Source organism: Arthrobacter sp. B0316-1-20 (genome assembly GCF_059091865.1).
In genome coordinates this window covers 24,721-45,411 of sequence record NZ_JBNHHC010000030.1, presented here as the reverse complement: position 1 = coordinate 45,411, position 20,691 = coordinate 24,721, and the positions used below count along the sequence as shown (strand labels likewise).

Sequence of the window (20,691 nt, the reverse complement as noted above, 5' to 3'; positions counted from 1 at the left end):
GTCAGAGGACCGCGGACATCAATGTGCCGCGGCCACCGGTCCCCAGCTGAATACGAGGAACTGCCCCGTGTCCGAAAACACTGTTAACACCCTGCCCGAAAACACCGACGCCGCCCCGGCCGTCGAAGACGAGAACACCGTACTCTTCACCGACTTCGGCCTCGACGGCCGTGTCCTGGCCGCACTGACCGACGTCGGCTACGAGAAGCCCTCGCCCATCCAGGCCGCCACCATTCCCGTCCTGCTCGAAGGCCGCGACGTCGTCGGCCTGGCGCAGACCGGCACGGGCAAGACCGCAGCCTTCGCTGTTCCCGCCCTCTCCCGGATGGCCGAACTGCCGCCGACCAAGAACACCCAGATCCTGGTGCTGGCCCCCACCCGTGAGCTGGCCCTGCAGGTGGCCGAGGCCTTTTCCTCCTACGCCGCCCACATGGACGACTTCACCGTGCTGCCCGTCTACGGCGGCTCCGCGTACGGGCCCCAGCTGGCCGGCCTGCGCCGCGGCGCCCAGGTGGTTGTCGGTACCCCCGGCCGCGTGATCGACCACATCGAAAAGGGCTCGCTGGACCTGTCCGAACTCCAGTACCTGGTGCTGGACGAGGCCGACGAGATGCTGCGCATGGGCTTCGCCGAAGAGGTCGACCAGATCCTCTCCAAGACCCCGGAAAGCAAGCAGGTTGCCCTGTTCTCGGCGACCATGCCGACCGCCATCCGCCGGATCGCGAAGAAGTACCTGAAGGACCCGGCCGAGATCACGGTCAAGGCCAAGACCACCACGGGCACCAACACCCGCCAGCGGTACCTGCAGGTCATGGGCCCGCACAAGCTGGATGCCATGACCCGTATCTTGGAAGCCGAAGATTTCGACGGCGTCATCGCCTTCGTGCGCACCAAGATGGCTACCGAGGACCTGGCCGACAAGCTCAAGGCCCGCGGCTACCGGGCCGCCGCCATCAACGGCGACATCCCGCAGCAGCAGCGTGAGCGCACCGTCGAGGCCCTGCGCGACGGCAAGATCGACATTTTGGTGGCCACGGACGTCGCCGCCCGCGGGCTCGACGTCGAGCGCATCACCCTCGTGGTCAACTACGACATCCCGCACGACACCGAGTCCTACGTGCACCGCATCGGCCGCACCGGCCGTGCGGGCCGCTCGGGCGACGCCATCCTGTTCATGACCCCGCGCGAGAAGTACCTGCTGCGTGCGATCGAGAAGGCCACGCGCCAGCCCGTCGAGCAGATGCACCTGCCCTCGGCCGAGACCATCAACAACCTGCGGATGCGCAAGTTCGCGGAACAGATCACCGAGACCCTGGCGTCCGAGGACGTCTCGATCTTCCGCGACCTGATCGCGAACTACGAGACCGAGCACGACGTGCCGGCCGCCGAGATCGCGGCCGCGCTGGCGGTTATGGCCCAGGGCGGTCGCCCGCTGCTGGTCCAGGACCTGCCCGAGGCACCCAAGGGCCAGCGCGAGCGTGCCGGCGGCGGACGCGACGCCATGAATTCACGCGGCCCGTCCCGCACGCTGACCGAGGGTAACGCTACCTACCGGATTGCCGTGGGGCGCCGGAACCGCGTGATGCCCGGGTCCATCGTCGGCGCCATCGCCAACGAGGGCGGCCTGTCCGCCGCGCAGATCGGCGGCATCGACATCCGCTCGGACCACTCGCTGGTCGAGCTGCCCGCGGACCTGAGCAAGGACCAGCTGCGCGCGCTGTCCAAGACCCGCATCGGCGGCGAGCTGATCCACCTGGAGCTGGATGGCGGCCGCAAGCCGCGCCGGGACCGCGACGACGTCGCCGGCGGACACCGCGGCGGCTTCCGCAGCGACCGGGGCGACCGGCCGTTCAAGAAGAAGTTCGAAAGCGACCGCCCCTACAAGAAGAAGTTTGAGGGCGACCGTCCGTACAAGACCGACGGCGAACGCAGCTTCAGCGGGGACCGCAGCTTCGGTGGCGACCGCTCCGACCGTGGATTCGGCGGGGAGCGCAGCGACCGCGGCTTTGGCGCCGCACGCAAGCCGCGCCACACCCGCGGCTAGCCTCCGCGCAGGCCGCGCCACACCCGCGGCTAGCCTGGCCGGATTGGCTTTCAGCCAGGAACCCCTCCGGGGCACTTGTCATTGGACAGGTGCCCCGGAGGCATTTAACGTTCCTGCCGCTTTCACGCAACGGCCCCGCCACGTTCAACCAGCCGGCCGGGTGCCGGAAACCACCGTGGAGGCGTGCTCCTCGGAACGGGCGATGGCCGGAACCAGTCCGCGCGCTTCGAAGGCCCCGGCCGCTGCCTCCGCCTGCCGCTCACTCGTTTCCACCAGCACAGACCCGCCCGGCGCGAGCCAGTCCGGCGCCCCCTCCGCGACCCGCCGCATGACAGCCAGGCCGTCAGGGCCGCCGTCGAGCGCCCACGGTGCTTCGTGGAGGCGGGCTTCGGGCGGCAGCAACGTGATCTCCTCTGTGGGCACGTAGGGGACGTTCGCCGCCAGCACGTCGACGCGGCCGCGCAATGCCGCGGGCAGGGCCGCGTACAGGTCGCCCGCGTGCACCTGTGCCCCCGGCAGGTTCGCGCGCGCGCACGCCACCGCCGCCGGATCCACATCTGCGGCGTGCAGTTCGCTGGGCCTGAGCAGTGCGGCCAGTGCCGCCGCCACGGCCCCCGAACCACAGCACAAATCGACGACGACGGCGGGGGGCACAGGGGCCAAGGCCGCGGCCTGCCGGACCAGGAACTCGGTCTTCCGCCGGGGGACGAAAACCCCGGGGGCAACGCGAATGCGCAGGCCACAGAACCCGGCCCAGCCCAGGACTTGTTCCAGGGGCGTCCCGGCTGCCCGCTGTTCCACCCTGGCGGAAATTTCTTCCCGGGGACCGCCCTCGGCGAGCAGCAGGTCGGCCTCTTCCTCGGCGAAGACGCAGCCTGCCGCGCGCAGCCGGGAGGCGATGTCGTCCCGGCCCCATGGCTGGGAAACCTGCATGTCGAGTCCTTTCGAATGACGCCAGAGTACCCTTTCGTCCGCGTCCGGTGGTTGCCTTGGTGTGATCTTGGCTGCAGTCCATCCACCCGAAACGTCACCGGGGACAGGCCGCCCGGAGCTGTGCGCGGAGGAGGCCGCCGTCGGAGGTGTGGCCTTCACCACGGGGCGCGATTCCGATTTCTTTCAGGGGCGAATTGCTGGTAATGTATTTCTCCGTTGCCCCCCTAGCTCAGTGGTAGAGCGCGTTCTTGGTAAGAACGAGGTCACCGGATCGATTCCGGTGGGGGGCTCGGAATGGCAAAGCCCGCGTCTGCGTCGCGAGACGCAGCGCGGGCGCTCCCATTCGTGGCGGTGTAGCTCAGCTGGTTAGAGCGCACGACTCATAATCGTGAGGTCCCCGGATCGAGTCCGGGCACCGCTACCAAGACCCTGAGGGGCCCGATCGGAACTTTGGTTCCGGCCGGGCCCCTCGGCTATTAAACGCCCCCGCTGACCCCGAAGGCCGGCCCGCGACCGCAGCCGGCGGGTCAGGGGAACTCTCACGTCGAGTGGACGCCATGCCCGCCCTGTATCTCGCCCACGGCATCGCCTGGACCCCCGCGGGCCCCCGGCTGCGCCTGGCAACTCCGGACGGCACGCCGAAAGACCTGCCCGTGACGCAGGGGTCGAGGCTGGGCTTCCGCGTGATGGACCCCCAGCGCTACTGCCTGGGCAGCCACCGGGTACTTTCCACCGCGGAGCGCACGCATGTGCCGTGCCGGCTGCAGGCTCCGGCGGAGCGGGGTCACCAATGTGTGAACTGCTTCCTCAATGACGACCTGCGCTTCATGCATGACAGCCACCGCAGCGGCCGGGCCCCCGAGGGGTTGCTGGCTTACCTCGCCCAACCCCATTGGCTGTACGTGGCGACGTTTGCCAACGGTGCCAGCAAGGTGGGCACGGCGGCCCACGTGCGGAAAGCGTTGCGGCTGGCCGAACAAGGCGCAGTGGCCGCCCGTTACGTCGCGCGGGCGCGCGATGGACGGGTGGTGCGGGTACTCGAGGACGCGGTCTCGGGCAATACCGCCCTGACGCAAGCCGTGCGCAGCGCCGCCAAGTTCGCCGGGCTGCTGGCCCCGCTGCCGGTGCCCGAGGTGGACCGGCTCAACTCCGGCCATGCTGCCGCCGTGCGCGAACTGCTGCCTGCCGTTCAACTGGAGGGCTTCGACGTCGTCGACGAACAATGGCAGGTCCCGGAGCTGGCGGCACCGGTGCTGGAGGAGGGCATCAAAAGGGGCTATCCGGGTAGCTTTGCCTCGGGCGACCACGGGTTCATCGTGGAGGGCCTCCTGGGCAGCGTCGCGGCCGCGCGGCTGCAGGACGGCGGACCGCTCTTCCTGGTGGACCTGGGCGGGGTGAAGGGCCGCCGGATCGCCGTCGGCGACTTCGTCTCGGAGCAGCCCGTCATCCAGGAACAGCTGTTCTAGGCGAACGGCAGGCGTTGCCGGAGCCCGCAGTCCCGCACGGCTCCGCGGTTCGGCTGGCAGGGGCGTGGCCGGTAACCTTGAGGTATGAATCCTTGGGACCTTGGCTCGCCGCTGTACCGCAAGCTGGTCATCTCTGCCATGGTGCTGATCGGCGTCGGGATCCTCCTGTCTGTCATCGCCGCGTCGGCGAGCATCCAATGGCTGATCTGGGCTGCACTGGCCGCCATCATCACGGGTTTGCTGACCCACCTGGCCGGGCTGCTGGTCCGGTTCCGCGACGCCCGGGCCCGGCAGGCAGCCGCCCACCCGCGGGGCACACGGCCAGCGAAGCGTCGATAGTCCCATCCACTCCATCTGAAGGAGATCCATGTCCGAACATGCCGGGGTCAACCCCGACCTCGCCGGCCGCACCTACCCGGCCGGCCCCGCCTATACCGTGGGCCGCGAGAAGATCCGGGAGTTCGCATCGGCGGTCAAGGCCACGCATCCAGCGCACTTCAACGTCGAAGCCGCGCAGGAACTGGGCTATGTCGATCTGGTGGCTCCGCCCACCTTCGCCATCATCGTGGCCCAGCGTGCGGACGCCCGGCTGATCGAGGACCCGGATTCCGGGATCGATTTCTCCCGTGTGGTCCATGCTGACCAGCGGTTCGTGCACCACCGGCCGATCGTCGCCGGCGACGAACTGGTGGCCGAGTTGCACGTTGACCAAGTGCGAGCGATGGGCGGCGGCGCCATGATCACCACCCGGGCGGAAATCAGCACCGTCGCCGGCGAGAAAACGGCCACCACCACGTCGTCGATCCTGGTGAGAGGGGAAGGCCAGTGAGCGTTGAACTGAACGAACTGACTGTTGGACAGGACATTGGCTCACGGAGCATTGAGGTTTCCCGCGCGGACCTGGTCAGGTACGCGGGAGCGTCCGGCGACTTCAACCCGATCCACTGGAACGGACGCTTCGCCGAGCAGGTAGGCCTCCCCGGCGTCATCGCGCACGGCATGTTCACCATGGGCGCCGCGGTGCAGCTGGTGACGGACTGGATCGGCAACCCGGCCGCCGTCGTCGACTACCAGACGCGCTTCACGAAGCCGGTCCTCGTGGAAGATCTCGACGGACCCGGCGCCACGATCGACGTCAGCGGCGCCATCGGGGCCATCGACCAGGACAACGGCACGGCACGGGTCGACCTCACCGTAACCGCTGCAGGGGTGAAGGTACTGGTCAAAGCCCAGGCGGTCGTCAAGATTTGGTAAACCGCACCGCCCCCACGGCGGGTGAGAGGCCGGCACCGTGACTGAAACGATTCTTGCGCCGCTGACTACGGTCGGTGTGGGCGGTCCCGCCCGGCAATTCATTGAAGCAGGCTCCGAGTCCGAGATCATCGAGGCTGTCCGTGCCGCCGACGAGTCCGGAGACCACCTGCTCGTCATTGGCGGCGGGTCCAACCTCGTGATCTCCGACGACGGATACCCCGGCACCGTGGTGGCCATCGCCAACCGCGGCTACAGCGTCCGCGAGGAAGACGGCGCCGTCGGACTAACGGTGCAGGCGGGCCACCCATGGGACGAGCTGGTGGCGCTGACGGTCGACAACGGGTGGGCCGGGCTGGAGGCCCTCTCCGGCATTCCCGGACTGACCGGGGCAACGCCCGTTCAGAACGTCGGCGCTTACGGATCCGATGTCTCGCAGACCATCGTCCGGGTGCGCACCTGGGATCGTAAGACCGGGTCCGTCCGGGAATTCGCGAACCGCGACCTCACCTTCGGCTATCGGGATTCGGTCCTGAAACAAAGCACGTCCAACGGATCTCCACGCTTCGTGGTACTGGAAGTCGAGTTTCGCCTGGCCCCCAGCCGTCAGAGCCTTCCGGTCCGTTACGCCGAGCTGGCACGCGTGCTGGGTGTCGACGTCGGAGGCGTGGCCAAGGCCGCCGACGTTCGCCGTGAGGTACTCCGGCTCCGCGCCTCCAAGGGCATGGTTCACGATTTAGCCGACCGGGATACGTTCAGCACGGGCTCGTTCTTCACGAACCCCATCGTCGACATGGACACGGCGGCGAAACTGCCGGCTGATGCGCCACGCTGGCCGGCGGAGGACAAGGCCAAGCTAAGTGCTGCCTGGCTGATTGACCACGCGGGCTTTTCGAAGGGCTTTGGGCTTTCGGGAACGTCAAACGGTCCCCTCAGCGGCTATGAGGTGGCGGGCGGCCGCGCCTCGCTTTCGACCAAACACACGTTGGCAATTACCAATCGCGGCGGCGCCAGCGCCGAAGATATCCTCGCGATTGCACGCGTAGTCCGGGACGGAGTCGCACAATCCTTCGGGATCCGGCTTCAGCCTGAGCCGCTTCTGATCGGCTGCAGTCTGTAGCGGGAGGCCTCTTGGTCCTCCGCACACCGGGTGCCCGGTGCCCGCATGAGTGCGCCTATGAATGCCCGGCCGCTTCAGACACGAGGGCCTCGTCCGCCAGCGCAGGTTCCTGCCGCGTGAGGTGGGTGAAGTAGGCCGCTGTGCTTGCCAAGGCCACGAGGCCTCCGCGTGCGAAGGCCTCGCGCTGCTGCCGGGAGCCCGTGCCTCGCGCCTGGACCTCCTGGCATAGGAGCCCGATGCCGGTCTCGTCCCCGGCGTCGGCAAGGGCCTGCCGGGTGTGCTCGAAGAGCAGGGAGATCACGGTGTCGGCAGGGCAAGGAACGCCGGTGAGTGGATGCAGGAGATTGCCGGCGATGCCCCAGCGGCTGGCTTGCCAAGCGGACAACCGGAGTACCGACGCCGGAACCGGTGCCGGGGGCAACCCGGACCTCCACTCTCTCGCCGCCGTCTCCACGAGTGCCCTCGACAAACCGGCGATCAACACGGTGTCGCTGGCCTGAAGGCAGACATCGGCCACCCGGATCTCGACCGTCGGGTGCTTGTGGGATAGCCGCGCGTCGAGATAAAGCATGGCGTGGTCGAGTACGACGCCGCTGTCCAAGGCACGCCGGAGCGAGCGGTGGTAGGCGGCAGCCGACCCGAATATTTCCGAAGGCCCGGTGCCCGGCCAGCGCAACCAAGCCTGGGTTCTGAAACCGGCGTACCCGGTGTCGCGGCCCTGCCAGAACGGGGAATTGCTGCTGAGGGCGGCGAGTACGGGAAGCCAAATCCGAATGCGGTCCAGCACAGCTACGCCCTCCTCCTCAGAATCCACGCTGACGTGGACATGGCAGCTGGAGGTCAAGGACTCTTCTGCGGTCAGCCCGAACTGCGCCCTCAGTGCCTGGACACGGGTATCAGGAGCTGGATGCGGTGCGGCCGGCGACGGCGATGTGGCCAGCGCAACGGCCCTTGCTCCTGACGCGCGGGCACAAGTGTCGGCCAAGGCTCGTCCGGCCAGAATCTCGGCTGCCAGATCGGACAAGGTTGCGCGGGGCGGGGAGATGACCTCGATCTGTTCCTGCTGGAGTTCGGTTGCGAGCGTCGGGCCGGTTGAGGCAGAGGCAGCAGCGACGTCCGTTTGCCCGGGTTGCTGGGCTTCTCCCGCTGTGAGGCGGTACTGGTCCATGACGGCTGCCGCACGCGGCACAGACAGGCCCGTGGCGGGGTCGACCAGCAGTAGCTCCTCTTCGACACCGAAAGTGCGCATGCAACCACCTTTCGCCGGGCTTGTGTTGAGGGTGACGGCCGGGATGCCGCTGCTTAGCCGGGCTCACCAAGAGTACGTGCGGGAAGCCGGGCGGTCCACAGCGGCAACCGAACCTCGCCTCACTTCGCTGGCGATCACCAAGAGGTGTGTGCGGACTCGGCGTCGTGCGTCCAGGCCGCGCCGAGCGGGAGGTCTTCGGACATTCGGCGACCCTGTCTGACGCGGCATGCTCCTAGGGAAGGTCTTCCCGTCTGATTGTCGCGTCAGCCTGCGGGTCCTCGACCTGCGGTGCTCCTGCCGGTCGTGGAATGCGCTGCCGTTCGGCGCGGCGCTTGGAGTGTGCGGAAAGCTCGTCATGCCGAATCATGAAGCGGATGATGCTCGGGCGAAGCGCACGAAGATTGACCAGCCCGCTGCCGCAAAGCCAGCAGACCAGACGGTAGCTGTGGTTCACCTGAACCAACCGGTCTGTACCGTGATCCATGAGCCAGTCAGGTGACAAGAACTCATGCATCGGTGGCAGCAAATAATCGGCGGGCAGTAACCGCGCGAAGGCACCCTGCGGTTGGAAGCACTGTTCCAACTGAAGCATCATCCACCATTCTTCTGAGAGGTAGGCAGGGCCGCAGGTCTCCAGGAAGCGCCGAAGGTGAGCCTCCAACCTGAGTGAGCGGTCGAGCTGGATTGGTCTTACCTGACGTTGTTGGACGAAGAACTCCCGTAGCACGTCGTCGACTCGCGCCTTGGGCCTCGCATACCTGGTCACTGTTGAATCCTCTTGCTATGGGTTTCGCTTCATGTCGGTTGGAGCAGTGGGGCGTCTAGAACGGTGGCGGGGTGTTGTCCCATGGGCCGTCCGTGGCTTCGTCGCCATCACCGCTGGTCTCATTCCGCGGACTGTTTGCCCCGTTGGCTCCGTTTTCCGTGGCTTCTTCTGCGCCGGGTGCCGAAGGGAGCGTGAGCGTCCAGCCTTCGTCGGGGGTGGTGGTGTGGGTGTGGCCGGAGCGGGTGGTGAAGTGGAGGGTCCCGTCGCTGTCTTGGCTGACGGTTCCGCCGCCGTGGTGTTTGGTTTTGTGCCCGGGTTTGCATCTGGCGCTGAGATTTTCGATGACTGTTGTGCCGCCGTCTTCCCAGGCGATGGTGTGGTCGATGTCGCAGTGGTCGGCGGGGACGGTGCAGCCGTAGTCGCGGCAGCGGCGGTCGCGTAGCCGGACGAGGCGTTTGAGCCATTCGGGCGGGGTGCGCAGGTCTTTGGCGACGGCGGCTGCCTTGCCATAGTCATCGGTGAGCACGATCAACCAGGACTTGGCGAGCGCGGCAAGGTCGCCGGTCATGCCGGGCGGGATCGGCCCGTAGCCGGTGAGGTCGCCGGGTTCTTCGGCGAGCCGGAGCAGGGTGTGCAGGGGCGCGGTGACGGCGACCGAGGCGGTCACGTTCCCGGCACCGCAGGTACAGGGACCCTGCCCTGCCGTCCCTCCGGCTGCCGTGTTTCGGTGCGGTGCACGCCGCAACGTCCGCGTCCGGGATTTCTGGGCCGGTTTTCTCGGGGGCGCCAGGTGGAGCGGCTGCCGTTGTCATTGCCGTTGCGTTCGTTACAGAGCCGAGCGCGGTCCCGGATCCGGCAGCAGTTCCGGAACGGGTTGCTGCTCTCGGTCCGGTTGATGCTTGGGTGGCCGCTGTTCCGCAGTTGTCGGTGGCCGTCTGGGTGGCGGTTGTGTCGCCGGCTGCGGTTCCGGTGTCTGTGTCTGTGGCTGTGGCGGGCTGGTAGGCGTGGCCTGGGTAGCGCAGGAGCATGTCGGTGAACACGTCGGCGCGGAGTTGGCCCAGGGTGCGGGTTTCGTCCGCGGTTTGGAGTTTGCGGGCGTGGGCCTGCATCAGGTTGTAGGCGAGCAGGGCTTTGTCGGCGCTGGTGCGGATGTAGAGTTCGGCCATCCCGTCGTCCTGGGGCTGGTAGTGGACGGTGCGGCGTTCCATCGCGGCCCGGTGCCGGGTCTCGAGGGGTTCGGGGTGCAGCCGGTCGCGGGCGGTGCGGGCCCGGGCCTGCACGGATTCCAGGGTGATGGTCCCGGCGCCGGGAACAACGCGGGCTTCATAGCCGGCCAGGACCTCGGGCGACAGACCGGCGCCTTTGCGAGCGATGGCGGTGGCGCGGAGCAGGTCGAGGTCGCCGGCGTCGAGGGCGGCGAGGGTGGCGGGCAGGCAGGTGGCGATCTGGTGTGCGTCGGCCAGTTCCGCTGCCGCGCGTTGGCGGGGCACGGCCAGGATGGGTGCGAGCTCGGCGGCGGCGTGCCGGCAGATCCCATCCGGTGCCCCGGCGTCGGGCCCGGTTGCCGGGCGGAGCACCGCCAGGCGGTGCACGGCCCGCAGCCTGCGGGACTGGGTCCAGACCTCGTGTTTGCGCACCGCCTGAAGGTAGTCGAGGGTCGACCAATCGTCCAAAGCCGCGGGGTCGGTGCCGGCGAGCAGGCCTGCCAGTTCCGCCGGTCCCAGCTCCCGCCAGTCGTCCACCCACCCCCGCCGCACCGGTACCGGTTCGGCGGCACCATTGTCGGGCGCGGCACCATTGTCCGGCGCGGCACCGTCGTCGGACGCGGCAGGGGTGCCGGAGGATTCCTCCGGCTCCTGCGCATCGTCCAACGGTTCCGCTGCCATACTTCAACGCTACGCAGCCCACGCCCCGGGTAGAACGGGTCTTCGAGGAAAGTGCATGCCCTGCCCCCGACACCTGCCTGTGTAGGACAACTCAGCCGGCGAATGGCTGAACGGGGAACCGTCATTCCCCTGTGTAGGACACTGAGCAGGCGGACAGCTGAACGGGGGACCGTCCTGCCCTGTGTAGGACAACTGAGTAGGTGGACGGCTGAACGCGGAGCCGACCTTGCCCGTGCAGGACAAGTCGGAAGGCGAACGATTCGAAGCGGAGCCGTCCACTGCCTGTGGAGGACGGCGTCCCCTGCATAGTGTCCTGATGTGGACAGCTCAGGATACGGCGTAGCGGGACTTCCATGGGCAGCCTGCGCCGCCGGAAAAGCGAACTGCCACCAGCGGGAGCCCACCCCTACAACAGCAGGAGCCCGTCCCCAAAGGGACGGGCTCCTCGTGGCTCATGGCTTCCGCCGGCCTCGGGCGGCAGGTCCTAAAGGTTGCCGGTGGCGATGCGCAGCATGCGGCGCAACGGCTCCGCCGCGCCCCACAGGAGCTGGTCGCCCACGGTAAAGGCGCTGATGTACTCGGGACCCATTTCCAGCTTGCGGATACGGCCTACCGGGATCTCGAGCGTGCCGCTGGCCGCCACCGGCGTCAGGTGCTCCATGGTGGCTTCCTTGGTATTGGGAACCACGCGGGACCACTCGTTGTCGGCGTCGATGATCCGCTCGATTTCGGCCACCGGCAGGTCCTCGGTGAGCTTCAATGTCAGGGCCTGCGAGTGCGACCGCATGGCGCCGATACGGACGCACAGGCCGTCGAACGGGATCCGCTTGTCGTCGCTCAAGCCCAGGATCTTGTTGGTCTCGGCGGGGGCTTTCCATTCTTCCTTGGACTGTCCGTTGCCCAGGTCCTTGTCGATCCACGGGATCACGGAACCGGCCAGCGGCACGCCGAACTGGGAAGCATCCAGTTCGGGGCTGCGCTGCTGGGCGAGGATCTTGCGGTCGATTTCCAAGATGGCGGAGGAGGGCTGCGCCAGCTCGTCGGCCACCGCGGCGTTCAGCGTACCGAACTGGTTCAGCAGTTCGCGCATGTGCCGGGCGCCGCCGCCGGAGGCCGCCTGATAGGTCATGGACGTGCCCCACTCGACGAGGCCGTTCTTGAACAGTCCGCCCAGGCCCATGAGCATGCAGGAGACGGTGCAGTTGCCGCCGATGAATTCCTTCACGCCCCGCGCCAGGCCGGCGTCGATCACGTCGCGGTTGACCGGGTCCAGCACGATGATGGAGCTGTCCTGCATCCGCAGGGTGGACGCCGCGTCTATCCACAGGCCGTCCCAGCCGGCGTCGCGCAGCTTCGGGTACACCTCGGCGGTGTAGTCGCCGCCCTGCGCCGTCAGGATGATCGGCAGCTTTGCCAGCGTCTCGATGTCGTACGCGTCCTGCAGCTTGCCCGCACCCGCGGCGAAGGACGGAGCGTCGCCGCCGGCGTTCGACGTGGAGAAAAACACGGGGTTGATGAGGTCGAAGTCGCCTTCATCCTGCATGCGCTGCATGAGGACGGAGCCGACCATGCCGCGCCAACCGATCAGGCCGACGGACTGGGCAGATGAAGTGGCTGCTGGGGAAGTCATGCATTCCATTTTACGGACCGGGTCAATTTAAGCGCTGTGAGTTACACAAGGTAGGCGCTGCGGGTTACACAAAGTAGGCGCGGCGGCTTACACGAGGTGGCGCTGTGAGTTGCACAGAGTGGGTGGAGCGCAAGCGTCACCATGACGACGGCGTTGCCCGGCGCCGGCAATTCCATAGGCCCGGCCTGTCCGCTCCGGCCGGGCCTACACGTAGGGCCTTAGCGCTCCTACTCCGGGCCGCGGACCCAGAGCGAGATGCGGTAGCGGGTGCCGTTGGCCGCGGTGTGCCAGTCCTCGGTGGGGCTGACGCCCTCGAACTTCCATTCCGGGCCGAGCTGGGGGGCGTACGTGTCGCCGTCCGTCTCCAGGTCGATGACCGTCACCGAGGCCGCGTTCGCGTGCTGCCTGGCGAGGTTGAAGATCTCGCCGCCGCCCAGGATCCAGATTTGGTCGCTGCCCGGGCTGGCCGCCGCCTCCGCCAGGGCGTCTTCGATGGTTTCGACGACGACGGCGCCCGCAGCGGCCAGCTGCCCGCGCAGTTCCGGCCTCCGGCTGACCACGATGTTGGTGCGCCCCGGCAGCGGCCGGTACTTGTCGGGAAATGACTCCCAGGTCTTGCGTCCCATGATCACCGGATGGTTCAGCGTGGTCCGCTTGAAGTGTGCCAGGTCCTCGGGCAGGTGCCAGGGCATGCCGCCGTCGCGGCCGATGACGCCGTTGCTGGTCTGTGCCCAGATCATCCCGACCACCGGAGCGGAGAGCGCCCCGGTCCGTCCGGCCCCGAGTACGGCTTCGGCGACGCTGTCCGGGTACGGGCGCGCGGCTGGGTGGTCGGCGCTCATACGGCCACCGGTGCCTTAATGGCCGGGTGGTGCTGGTAGCCGGCCACCTCGAAGTCCTCCAGCGAGTAGTCGAAGATGCTCTCGGGCTTCCGCAGGATGTTGAGCGTGGGGTAGGGGTACGGGGCGCGCGACAGCTGCTCGCGGACCTGGTCCACGTGGTCGTCGTAGACGTGCACGTCGCCGCCGGTCCACACGAAGTCGCCCGGTTCCAGGCCCACCTGCTGGGCCAGCATCAGGGTGAGCAGCGCGTAGGAGGCGATGTTGAACGGCACGCCCAGGAACATGTCGGCGCTGCGCTGGTACAGCTGGCAGGACAGCCGGCCGTCCGCCACGTAGAACTGGAAGAACGCGTGGCACGGCGGCAAGGCCATGTTCTTGATCTCGGCCACGTTCCACGCGGATACGATGTGGCGGCGCGAATCCGGATTGTTCTTCAGGTCATCGACCAGCTGGGCGATCTGGTCGATGTGTCCGCCGTCGGGCGTGGGCCAGGACCGCCACTGCACCCCGTAGACCGGGCCGAGCTCGCCGTCGGCGTCCGCCCATTCGTTCCAGATCTTGACCCCGCGCTCCTGCAGCCATTTCACGTTCGAGTCGCCGCGCAGGAACCACAGCAGCTCCAGCGCCACGGACTTGAAGTGCACGCGCTTGGTGGTGATCAGCGGGAACCCCTGGGCCAGGTCGTAACGGAGCTGGCGGCCGAAGACGCTGCGGGTGCCGGTGCCGGTGCGGTCGAATTTGGCCCGGCCGTTGGCCATGACGTCGCGCAGCAGGTCCTCGTACGGGGTGGGAATCGCGTTCACAGCGTCCAGTGTAGTTGAGGGGTGCTGCGGCGGCTGCCGAGGGACGGCAGGCTCACGGTGCGTCCGGTGCGTCCGGTGCGAACCCGCGCGGGCGCCGCAACTGGCCGCGAACCAGGTTCAGGACCGTCTCATCGTCCAGTCCCGCGTCGCGGGCGGCGCGCACCAAATGTACGACGGCGAGGCCCACCTCGGCGGATCCCGCTGCGGTTTGGTGCGTGGCGGCTGCCGTGTCAGCCACGGTAGTGCCATGGCGCCGGCGGCTGACGAGCAGGCCCGCGGCCTCAAGCTCCTTGTACGCACGGGCCACGGTGCCGGCGGCCACACCCAGATCTGCGGCCAGGCTGCGCACCGGGGGCAGGCGTTGTCCGGCAGCCAAGGTGCCGACGGCGATGAGCGAGGCGACCTGGCTGCGGATCTGTTCGTACGGGGGAGTCGGTGCCGCCAGATCCACCCGGATCTGGGTGCTCACGGTGTGCGGTCCTGGCGAACAGCGGGCTCGTCGCGGTCCCGGCCGAGGTCGCGCGGCCCGCCGACGGCGTTGCCGGAGGGCTGCGTGACGGGGTGGCCGACATAGCTGGCCATCGAACGGCGCGGCCGCGATGCTCCCGGTAGAAGCGCCAGCACGATGGCGGCCAGGTAGAGCACGGCCGTGGTGATGCGGAGCGCTGTATGCAGGCCGGGGGAAAGCTGGTGGAGGTAGGACGAGATGCCGCCGTCCAGGAACCAGCCCCAGGCCGCCGGATGGGCGTTGAGCAGTTGGGCGGTCAGGGCGAACAGCCCGCCGGCGGTCATCCGCGCAACGCGGAAGCCGGAAACGCAGCGGAGCAAGTTGTCCGCCTCCGGCGTTGCCTCGAACAGCGGGGGACGGCGGTGCACCAACAGGACGGCCGCTGCCCCGAGCATGGGCAGGGCAAGACCGGCCACGGCGAAGGCTGCCAGCAGGTCGGGCTGTCGGCCCGGGGCGGCGGCGTTGAAGCCGATGGCGACGGCCAGCAGCACCGCGCCGGCGGCAACGGCGGCAAGGAGCGGGCGCGGAACCAGCCGGGTCGCAGGCATCATCCGGTCGTAAGAGGGCGGGCCGGAAGTGGCTTGGTCGGACGATCTGGTGTGGCCGCGCCAGAGCCGAACTTCCCCGGCTGCGACAACGGCCAAAAACACGGCCACCGGCACCGCAAACGCCAGAGGCAGCAATAGTAAGGGCGAAGCAGGGAAGATGGGGTTCCCGTCGTCGGAGACGGTGGCCGGCTGGACCGCGAAACCGGCCCACCCACCGACAGCAACCAGCGCAACTGCGGTGAAGACCATCGCGACGGTATGCATGGACTCCGTGATCTCCTGCCCCGCGGCATAGCTGCCGCGGTAGATGACCGGACGGCCCGGAGTGCCGTCGGGGGCCAGCTGGGGAGGGCGCCACAGGGCCATGGCGATCATCAGCGTGACCGTGAGCCAGCCTGCCAGTTGCTGGGCGGGTTCCCAGCCGGTGGCCGGTGCCGGTCCGTCGAGGATGAGGGCCGGCGCCTGGTGATTGGCGAAGCTGACTGCCATGGTGCCGAGCGTGGCGAAGAGCAAGGTGGCCGTGCGGAACAATCGATTGATGAGGATGCGCCGCAAGATGTCGTTGTCCTCGCGGTTGAGCGAGTCCACGGAGCGTCTGCGCACGATGACCGCCGTCGCCGCGGCGACGCCGGCCGCGAGCGTCAGGATGCCGATCAGCAGGATCGGGGCAAAGTAGCTGCCGGGCTGGCGGCCGTTGTGCCCGCCGGAGACCTCAACACCGGCGAAGGATTGGGAACCGCTGAATCCGTCGATGCCCGGCAACTCCCGGACGACGATCGCCGCGATCACGGCCAGCACGGCCGCCGAAATCATGACTGAGAGCAGCGCCGAGGGGATGTAGTCGCGGATGCGCCGGATAGTGATGTCGGCGCGGCGGACCCTGCCGCGGGGCTTGGGCCAGGTGTATTGGCCGATGATGTAGATTCCGGCCAGGCTGACCAGCGGCACCAGGACGGTCAGCAGGTCAGCCGGCCAGGAAGGCGCCGGTGTATGTCCGGCGTAGTAGGCGGCCGGAATATCGCCGACCTTCGAGGCCGCAGACAGCCCGCTGGCGAAGAACGCGATGAGGGCCGTCCAGAACGCATGCATCCGGGCGGCGTCCAGTCCGGCCCCGTCCGATGGATCGGTGTCCACGCCGGAGCCCGCCTCCGCGAGGATGGCTGCACTGGCGCCGGCCCTGCCAGCGATGATCCGCAGCACGCCGTAGATGATGACGGCGCCGAACAGCAGGCCGGTGATGGTGCTGGTCAGTAAGTCCACGATCCCCCTCGTGCTGTATCAATGGATCAAGTATTTGATACAAAGCGGCAAGGGGTCAAGGGTGGGGGTTGCCGGGCGGCGGCACGAGCACTCGTCAGGTGCCGCTAGTCGTCGTAGGCGTCGAGTATTTCGAGCGCGACGATCCGCCCGCCCCGGTGCTTGGCGATGTGGCAGACCAGCACGGCTCCCGGCCGCAGGTAGGGATCGTCCGTGGGCAGCTGCGCGGCGAGTTCGGGATCCATCCGGTCCGCCAGCACCTGGAACAGGTTCGGCAGCACCGGCCGGTGGCTGCAGACGGCGGTGGGCTTACCCTTGTCGAGCATCTGGATGAGGGCGGCCCGGGCCTTCTTCGGGTTGCGCTCGTTGTTGTGTTCGGTGATGGCCTCGACGGTCCGCAGCTTGGTCTGGGTGTGCAGCACGTACGGGGTGACGGTCTGGACGCAGCGCAGCCAGGGGCTCGAGACGATCCGTTTGGGCTTCCACACGGACAGCATTCGGCACACGGCCAGCGCCTGCCGCCGCCCGGTGGCGACCAGCGGGCGCTCGCCCTCGGCCTGCGACCAGGCAGACCGCGGTTTGGCCTTGGCATGGCGGACGACGACGAACGGATAGGTATCGAGTTCGTCCCGCCGGTGCGCGGCCTCCAACGCGTCCAGCGGTTCCACGTCGGAACGGTTGGTCAAGAGTTCACGGGCCCGGGCGGGCGGACACCACAGCACGCGGTCCACCTCGTCGCCGTCGGGCACGGGGTCCTGTTTCTCCAGCTTGGCGGCCCAGTACACCACCTGCTTGAGTCCGGCGCTGACCCGGTAGCGGATGGTGGGCAGCGGGATGCCCAGGCGCACCTGGACGCCGATTTCCTCGTGGACCTCGCGGACCGCGCACTCGGGCGTGGTTTCGCCCCTGTCCAGCTTGCCCTTGGGCCAGGACCAGTCGTCGTAGCGCGGCCGGTGGATGAGCAGCACTTCCAGCCGGCCCTGGCGGACGCGCCAGCACAAAGCCCCGGCGGCGGTGATCCTGGCGCCCGGGGGAGCGCCGGCGTCGCTGGTCTTGCTCTGCGTCATCAGCGGCGGGTGGCGGTGCGCTGGCGGGAGCGGGAGGCGAGCAGCCAGGACTGGATATCCGAGAGCGGGTTGCCGTCGTCGTCCTTGTGGTGCCTGGTCCACGCGCCGTCGCTGTCCAGGTGCCAGCTGGCGGTTCCGGGGTCCATGTAGCGGTCCATCAGGGACAGCAGGTCGTTGATGTCCTCGCGGGAGTTCAGTTGCACCAGCGCCTCCACGCGGCGGTCGAGGTTGCGGTGCATCATGTCGGCGGAGCCGATGTAGACCACCGGTTCGCCGCCGTTGGCAAACCCGAACACGCGCGAATGCTCCAGGAACCGGCCGAGGACGGAGCGGACCCGGATGTTTTCGCTCAGCCCGGGGACGCCCGGACGCACCGCGCAGATCCCGCGGACGATCACGTCGACCCGCACGCCGGCCTGCGAGGCGCGGTAGAGCGAGTCGATGACGGCCTCGTCCACCATCGAGTTCACCTTGATCACCACGCGCGCGGCGCGGCCGGCCTTGCTGTTGGCGATCTCCTTCTCGATCCGGTCGATCAGGCCGGAGCGCACCGACCGCGGGGCCACCAGCAGCCGCTTGAACGTGGATTTCGGGGCGTAGCCGGAGAGCTGGTTGAACAGCTTGGACAGGTCCTCGCCCACCTGGTAGTTCGCCGTCAGCAGGCCCAGGTCCTCGTAATAGCGGGCGGTGCGCGGGTGGTAGTTGCCGGTGCCGATGTGGCAGTAGCGGCGCAGCCCGTCGCCTTCCTGGCGGACGACCAGCGAGAGCTTGCAGTGCGTCTTCAGGCCCACGATGCCGTAGACCACGTGGACGCCGGCCTGTTCCAGCTTCCGCGCCCAGTCGATGTTGGCCTGCTCGTCGAACCGGGCCTTGATCTCCACCAGCGCCAGCACCTGCTTGCCGGCTTCGGCGGCGTCGATCAGCGCGTCCACGATCGGCGAGTCACCCGAGGTCCGGTACAGCGTCTGCTTGATCGCCTGCACCTTCGGGTCGGCGGCGGCCTGCTCGAGGAAGGCCTGCACGGAGGTGGAGAACGAGTCGTACGGGTGGTGCAGCAGGATGTCGCGCCGGCGCATGGCCGCGAAGACGTTGGCGGCCTTGGACGTTTCGCTTTCGTTCAGGTGGCGGCTGGTGTGCGCCAGCTGCTTCGGATACTTCATGTCCGGCCGGTCGATCTGGTAGATCGCCTCCAGCCCGCGAAGGTCCAGCGGCGCGGGCAGCGCGTACACCTCGGATTCTTCGACGCCGAGTTCGCGCACCAGCAGCTCGCGCACGCTGGGGTTGATGTCCGTGGCCACTTCCAGCCGCACGGGCGGCCCGAACCGGCGGCGCAGCAGTTCCTTCTCCAGCGCCTGGAGCAAGTTCTCGGCGTCGTCCTCTTCGACTTCCAGGTCCTCGTTGCGGGTCACCCGGAACGTGTGGTGCTCCAGCACTTCCATGCCCTGGAAGAGCAGGTCCAGGTGCTGGGCGATGACGTCTTCCAGGGTGATGAACCGGGCCGTGCGGCCGGGGATCGAGCCGGCGCGGGGGCCGTCCACGGGGATCAGCCGCGAGAGCTGGTCCGGGACCTTGAGGCGGGCAAAGAGTTCCTTTTCGCTCACCGGATTGCGCACGATCACGGCCAGGTTCAGCGAGAGCCCGGAGATGTAGGGGAAGGGGTGGGCCGGGTCCACGGCCAGCGGCGTCAGGATCGGGAACACCCGCTCCCGGAACATCACGGACAGTTCGGTCCGCGCCCCCTCGTCCAGTTCGTCCCAGCGCACGATGTGGATGTGTTCGTAGGCCAGCGCCGGGCGGATCTGCTCGGCGAAGATCCGGGCGTGGCGCTGCTGCAGCTTGTGCGCGGCGACCTTGATTTGTTCGAGCTGCTCGATCGGGGAGAGCCCGGCGGCGGACGGCACGGCCAGCCCGGTGGCGATCCGGCGCTTCAGGCCCGCCACCCGGACCATGAAGAACTCGTCCAGGTTGGAGGCAAAGATGGAGAGGAAGTTCAGCCGCTCCAGCAGGTAGAGGTCCTCGTCCTCGGCCAGTTCCAAGACCCGTGCGTTGAAGTCCAGCCAGCTGATTTCCCGGTCGAGGAAGCGTTCCAGCGTGAAGTCCCCGTCGGGCGCCAGCGAGGGCGCGAATTCCGGAATGTCGATGCGGTCCTGGGTGGCGCGGGCAGGGACCATTTCCGAGGAACCCAGCCGGGGAATGGCTGCGGCTTCGGGTTCGATGACCATGCTCTCTCCTGGGGCGTTGGGGTGGGCCGGACTCACCTCATCGTAGAGGCCTCCGGTAGCTACAAGGTTACCGACTGTTGCCCGCCGGCCTCTTCCTGCGGTGCGTACATCACATCCGCGTCCCAACGGGTGAAACCCAGCTTGCGGTAAAGCCCGACGGCGGGCTCGTTGTCCGCGTCGACGTAGAGCATGATGGCGTGCTCGCCGGCGTCCTGCAGGTGCTTGATGCCGGCGATGGTCAGCGCCTTGCCCAGCCCGGTGCCCTGCGCCTGCGGCGTGACGCCCACGACGTACACTTCGCCGATGGACGGGTGGCTGCCGGAGCGCGGGTGGACCTTGGTCCAGTGGAACCCGACCAGGCCGCCGCCGTCCTCGCGCTCGGCCAGCAGGAAGCCGGCCGGGTCGAACCAGTCCTCGGCCATCCGCGCCTTCAGGTCGGAGAGCGTCATCGCGCCCTGTTCGGGGTGGTCGGCGAAGGCAGCGGCGTTGGCGGCCAGCCACGCCTCCTCATCCCTGCCGGGCACGAAGGAACGGATGGCCACGCCGGGCGGCATTTCGACGGCGGGCAATCCGGTCGGGTGGGTCAGGCGCATGCGCCACAGTTCCCGGACCGGGGCGAAACCGAAGCGCGCGGCCAGCCGCCCCGCGGCCTCGTGGCCGCCGTGCGACCAGGCCTTGAGGCCCGTCAGCTCGGTGTGTTGCCGGACGGCCTCGACCAGCCGGGTCCCCACCCCTTCGGCCCGGTAGGAGGGGTGCACCACCAGTTCCAGGACGTTGTCGGTGCCGGCAGCGGTGGCAAGGCTGACGACGGCGACGCCGGCCATCGCCGTCGCGGTGGCGGGATCGGAGCGCTCTTCGCCCGCGTAGGTCGCCAGCACCAGCACGTCGGCCGACTCCGCGGCCCGCAGGTTCACCCACGTCTGCTCGGAGAGCGGGGGATTGCCGTCGGCCTCCTCGGCGGCGGCGGCCAGCGCCTTGATGTCCGCGAGGGTCTCGGCGTCGGGGGCGCCCTTGATGGTCAGCACGGGCCAGAGGTCCGAATCCGATGCAGTCATGAGCACAGACTATCCGAGCGGCCTCCGGCGGCGGGAGGGCGCCG

General features: G+C 68.3%; 19 protein-coding genes and 2 tRNA genes. 8 read left to right on the top strand and 13 right to left on the bottom strand.

Features of this window, described 5'->3' with window-relative positions:
* The first annotated feature begins 67 nt into the window (after positions 1-67).
* A complete protein-coding gene (locus tag AC5RW2_RS31375; protein WP_494025408.1) occupies positions 68-2,044 on the top strand; it encodes a DEAD/DEAH box helicase in 1,977 nt (658 codons plus the stop codon).
* Between the two features lie 144 nt (positions 2,045-2,188).
* Here AC5RW2_RS31375 and AC5RW2_RS31370 read toward each other — a convergent pair whose 3' ends face one another.
* On the bottom strand, positions 2,189-2,977 hold the full coding sequence (locus AC5RW2_RS31370; protein ID WP_494074902.1) for a putative protein N(5)-glutamine methyltransferase: 789 nt from the start codon (positions 2,975-2,977) through the stop codon (positions 2,189-2,191).
* A gap of 218 nt (positions 2,978-3,195) precedes the next feature.
* Between AC5RW2_RS31370 and AC5RW2_RS31365 the strand changes: the two genes are divergently transcribed.
* The 7 genes from AC5RW2_RS31365 (at position 3,196) to AC5RW2_RS31335 (ending at position 6,814) form a co-directional block, all read left to right on the top strand.
* Positions 3,196-3,267, top strand: a tRNA-Thr gene (locus AC5RW2_RS31365).
* A gap of 57 nt (positions 3,268-3,324) precedes the next feature.
* Positions 3,325-3,401, top strand: a tRNA-Met gene (locus AC5RW2_RS31360).
* A 133-nt stretch (positions 3,402-3,534) separates the two neighbouring features.
* Complete coding sequence (locus AC5RW2_RS31355; RefSeq protein WP_494074901.1) at positions 3,535-4,443, top strand: DUF2797 domain-containing protein; 909 nt, start codon at positions 3,535-3,537, stop codon at positions 4,441-4,443.
* An 84-nt stretch (positions 4,444-4,527) separates the two neighbouring features.
* The gene (locus AC5RW2_RS31350; protein WP_494000538.1) at positions 4,528-4,782 is read left to right on the top strand and encodes a hypothetical protein; all 255 of its coding nucleotides are present in this window, start codon (positions 4,528-4,530) and stop codon (positions 4,780-4,782) included.
* 28 nt (positions 4,783-4,810) lie between these two features.
* Entirely contained in the window at positions 4,811-5,272 is a 462-nt protein-coding gene (locus AC5RW2_RS31345) for an FAS1-like dehydratase domain-containing protein (protein WP_494025411.1), read from the top strand.
* Positions 5,269-5,697: a MaoC family dehydratase gene (locus AC5RW2_RS31340; RefSeq protein WP_494000536.1), complete on the top strand. Its 429-nt coding sequence runs from the start codon at positions 5,269-5,271 to the stop codon at positions 5,695-5,697. The genes AC5RW2_RS31345 and AC5RW2_RS31340 overlap by 4 nt, the downstream gene beginning before the upstream one ends.
* Positions 5,698-5,734: 37 nt before the next feature.
* Positions 5,735-6,814: a UDP-N-acetylmuramate dehydrogenase gene (locus AC5RW2_RS31335; RefSeq protein WP_494074900.1), complete on the top strand. Its 1,080-nt coding sequence runs from the start codon at positions 5,735-5,737 to the stop codon at positions 6,812-6,814.
* A gap of 55 nt (positions 6,815-6,869) precedes the next feature.
* Here AC5RW2_RS31335 and AC5RW2_RS31330 read toward each other — a convergent pair whose 3' ends face one another.
* The 12 genes from AC5RW2_RS31330 to mshD all read right to left on the bottom strand — a co-directional run bounded on the left by AC5RW2_RS31330 (position 6,870) and on the right by mshD (position 20,647).
* Positions 6,870-8,063, bottom strand: coding sequence for a carboxylate-amine ligase (locus tag AC5RW2_RS31330; RefSeq protein ID WP_494074899.1), 1,194 nt, complete (start codon positions 8,061-8,063; stop codon positions 6,870-6,872).
* Positions 8,064-8,295: 232 nt separating this feature from the next.
* Positions 8,296-8,658 carry a hypothetical protein gene (locus AC5RW2_RS31325; RefSeq protein ID WP_494074898.1) on the bottom strand — a complete coding sequence of 121 codons (363 nt, stop codon included), beginning with the start codon at positions 8,656-8,658 and terminating at the stop codon, positions 8,296-8,298.
* Between the two features lie 226 nt (positions 8,659-8,884).
* Positions 8,885-9,397 carry an HNH endonuclease signature motif containing protein gene (locus AC5RW2_RS31320; RefSeq protein WP_494074897.1) on the bottom strand — a complete coding sequence of 171 codons (513 nt, stop codon included), beginning with the start codon at positions 9,395-9,397 and terminating at the stop codon, positions 8,885-8,887.
* Positions 9,342-10,715, bottom strand: coding sequence for a DUF222 domain-containing protein (locus tag AC5RW2_RS31315; RefSeq protein ID WP_494074896.1), 1,374 nt, complete (start codon positions 10,713-10,715; stop codon positions 9,342-9,344). Before AC5RW2_RS31315 ends, AC5RW2_RS31320 begins: the two co-directional genes overlap by 56 nt.
* Positions 10,716-11,199: 484 nt before the next feature.
* A complete protein-coding gene (gene asd, locus AC5RW2_RS31310; RefSeq protein ID WP_494000531.1) occupies positions 11,200-12,345 on the bottom strand; it encodes an aspartate-semialdehyde dehydrogenase in 1,146 nt (381 codons plus the stop codon).
* A gap of 227 nt (positions 12,346-12,572) precedes the next feature.
* Positions 12,573-13,187 (bottom strand): dihydrofolate reductase, encoded by a 615-nt coding sequence (locus AC5RW2_RS31305; RefSeq protein WP_494012754.1) that lies wholly within the window; start codon positions 13,185-13,187, stop codon positions 12,573-12,575.
* Positions 13,184-13,945, bottom strand: coding sequence for a thymidylate synthase (locus tag AC5RW2_RS31300; protein WP_494074922.1), 762 nt, complete (start codon positions 13,943-13,945; stop codon positions 13,184-13,186). The genes AC5RW2_RS31305 and AC5RW2_RS31300 overlap by 4 nt, the downstream gene beginning before the upstream one ends.
* Positions 13,946-14,042: 97 nt before the next feature.
* The gene (locus AC5RW2_RS31295; RefSeq protein ID WP_494012753.1) at positions 14,043-14,459 is read right to left on the bottom strand and encodes a GntR family transcriptional regulator; all 417 of its coding nucleotides are present in this window, start codon (positions 14,457-14,459) and stop codon (positions 14,043-14,045) included.
* Positions 14,456-16,306 (bottom strand): hypothetical protein, encoded by a 1,851-nt coding sequence (locus AC5RW2_RS31290; protein ID WP_494074895.1) that lies wholly within the window; start codon positions 16,304-16,306, stop codon positions 14,456-14,458. The genes AC5RW2_RS31295 and AC5RW2_RS31290 overlap by 4 nt, the downstream gene beginning before the upstream one ends.
* Before the next feature lie 104 nt (positions 16,307-16,410).
* A complete protein-coding gene (locus tag AC5RW2_RS31285; RefSeq protein ID WP_494000527.1) occupies positions 16,411-17,370 on the bottom strand; it encodes an NUDIX hydrolase in 960 nt (319 codons plus the stop codon).
* Positions 17,370-19,592, bottom strand: a complete 2,223-nt coding sequence (locus AC5RW2_RS31280) for an RNA degradosome polyphosphate kinase (protein WP_494074894.1) — start codon at positions 19,590-19,592, stop codon at positions 17,370-17,372. The genes AC5RW2_RS31285 and AC5RW2_RS31280 overlap by 1 nt, the downstream gene beginning before the upstream one ends.
* A 59-nt stretch (positions 19,593-19,651) precedes the next feature.
* Positions 19,652-20,647: a mycothiol synthase gene (gene mshD, locus AC5RW2_RS31275; RefSeq protein WP_494074893.1), complete on the bottom strand. Its 996-nt coding sequence runs from the start codon at positions 20,645-20,647 to the stop codon at positions 19,652-19,654.
* Positions 20,648-20,691 lie beyond the last annotated feature (44 nt).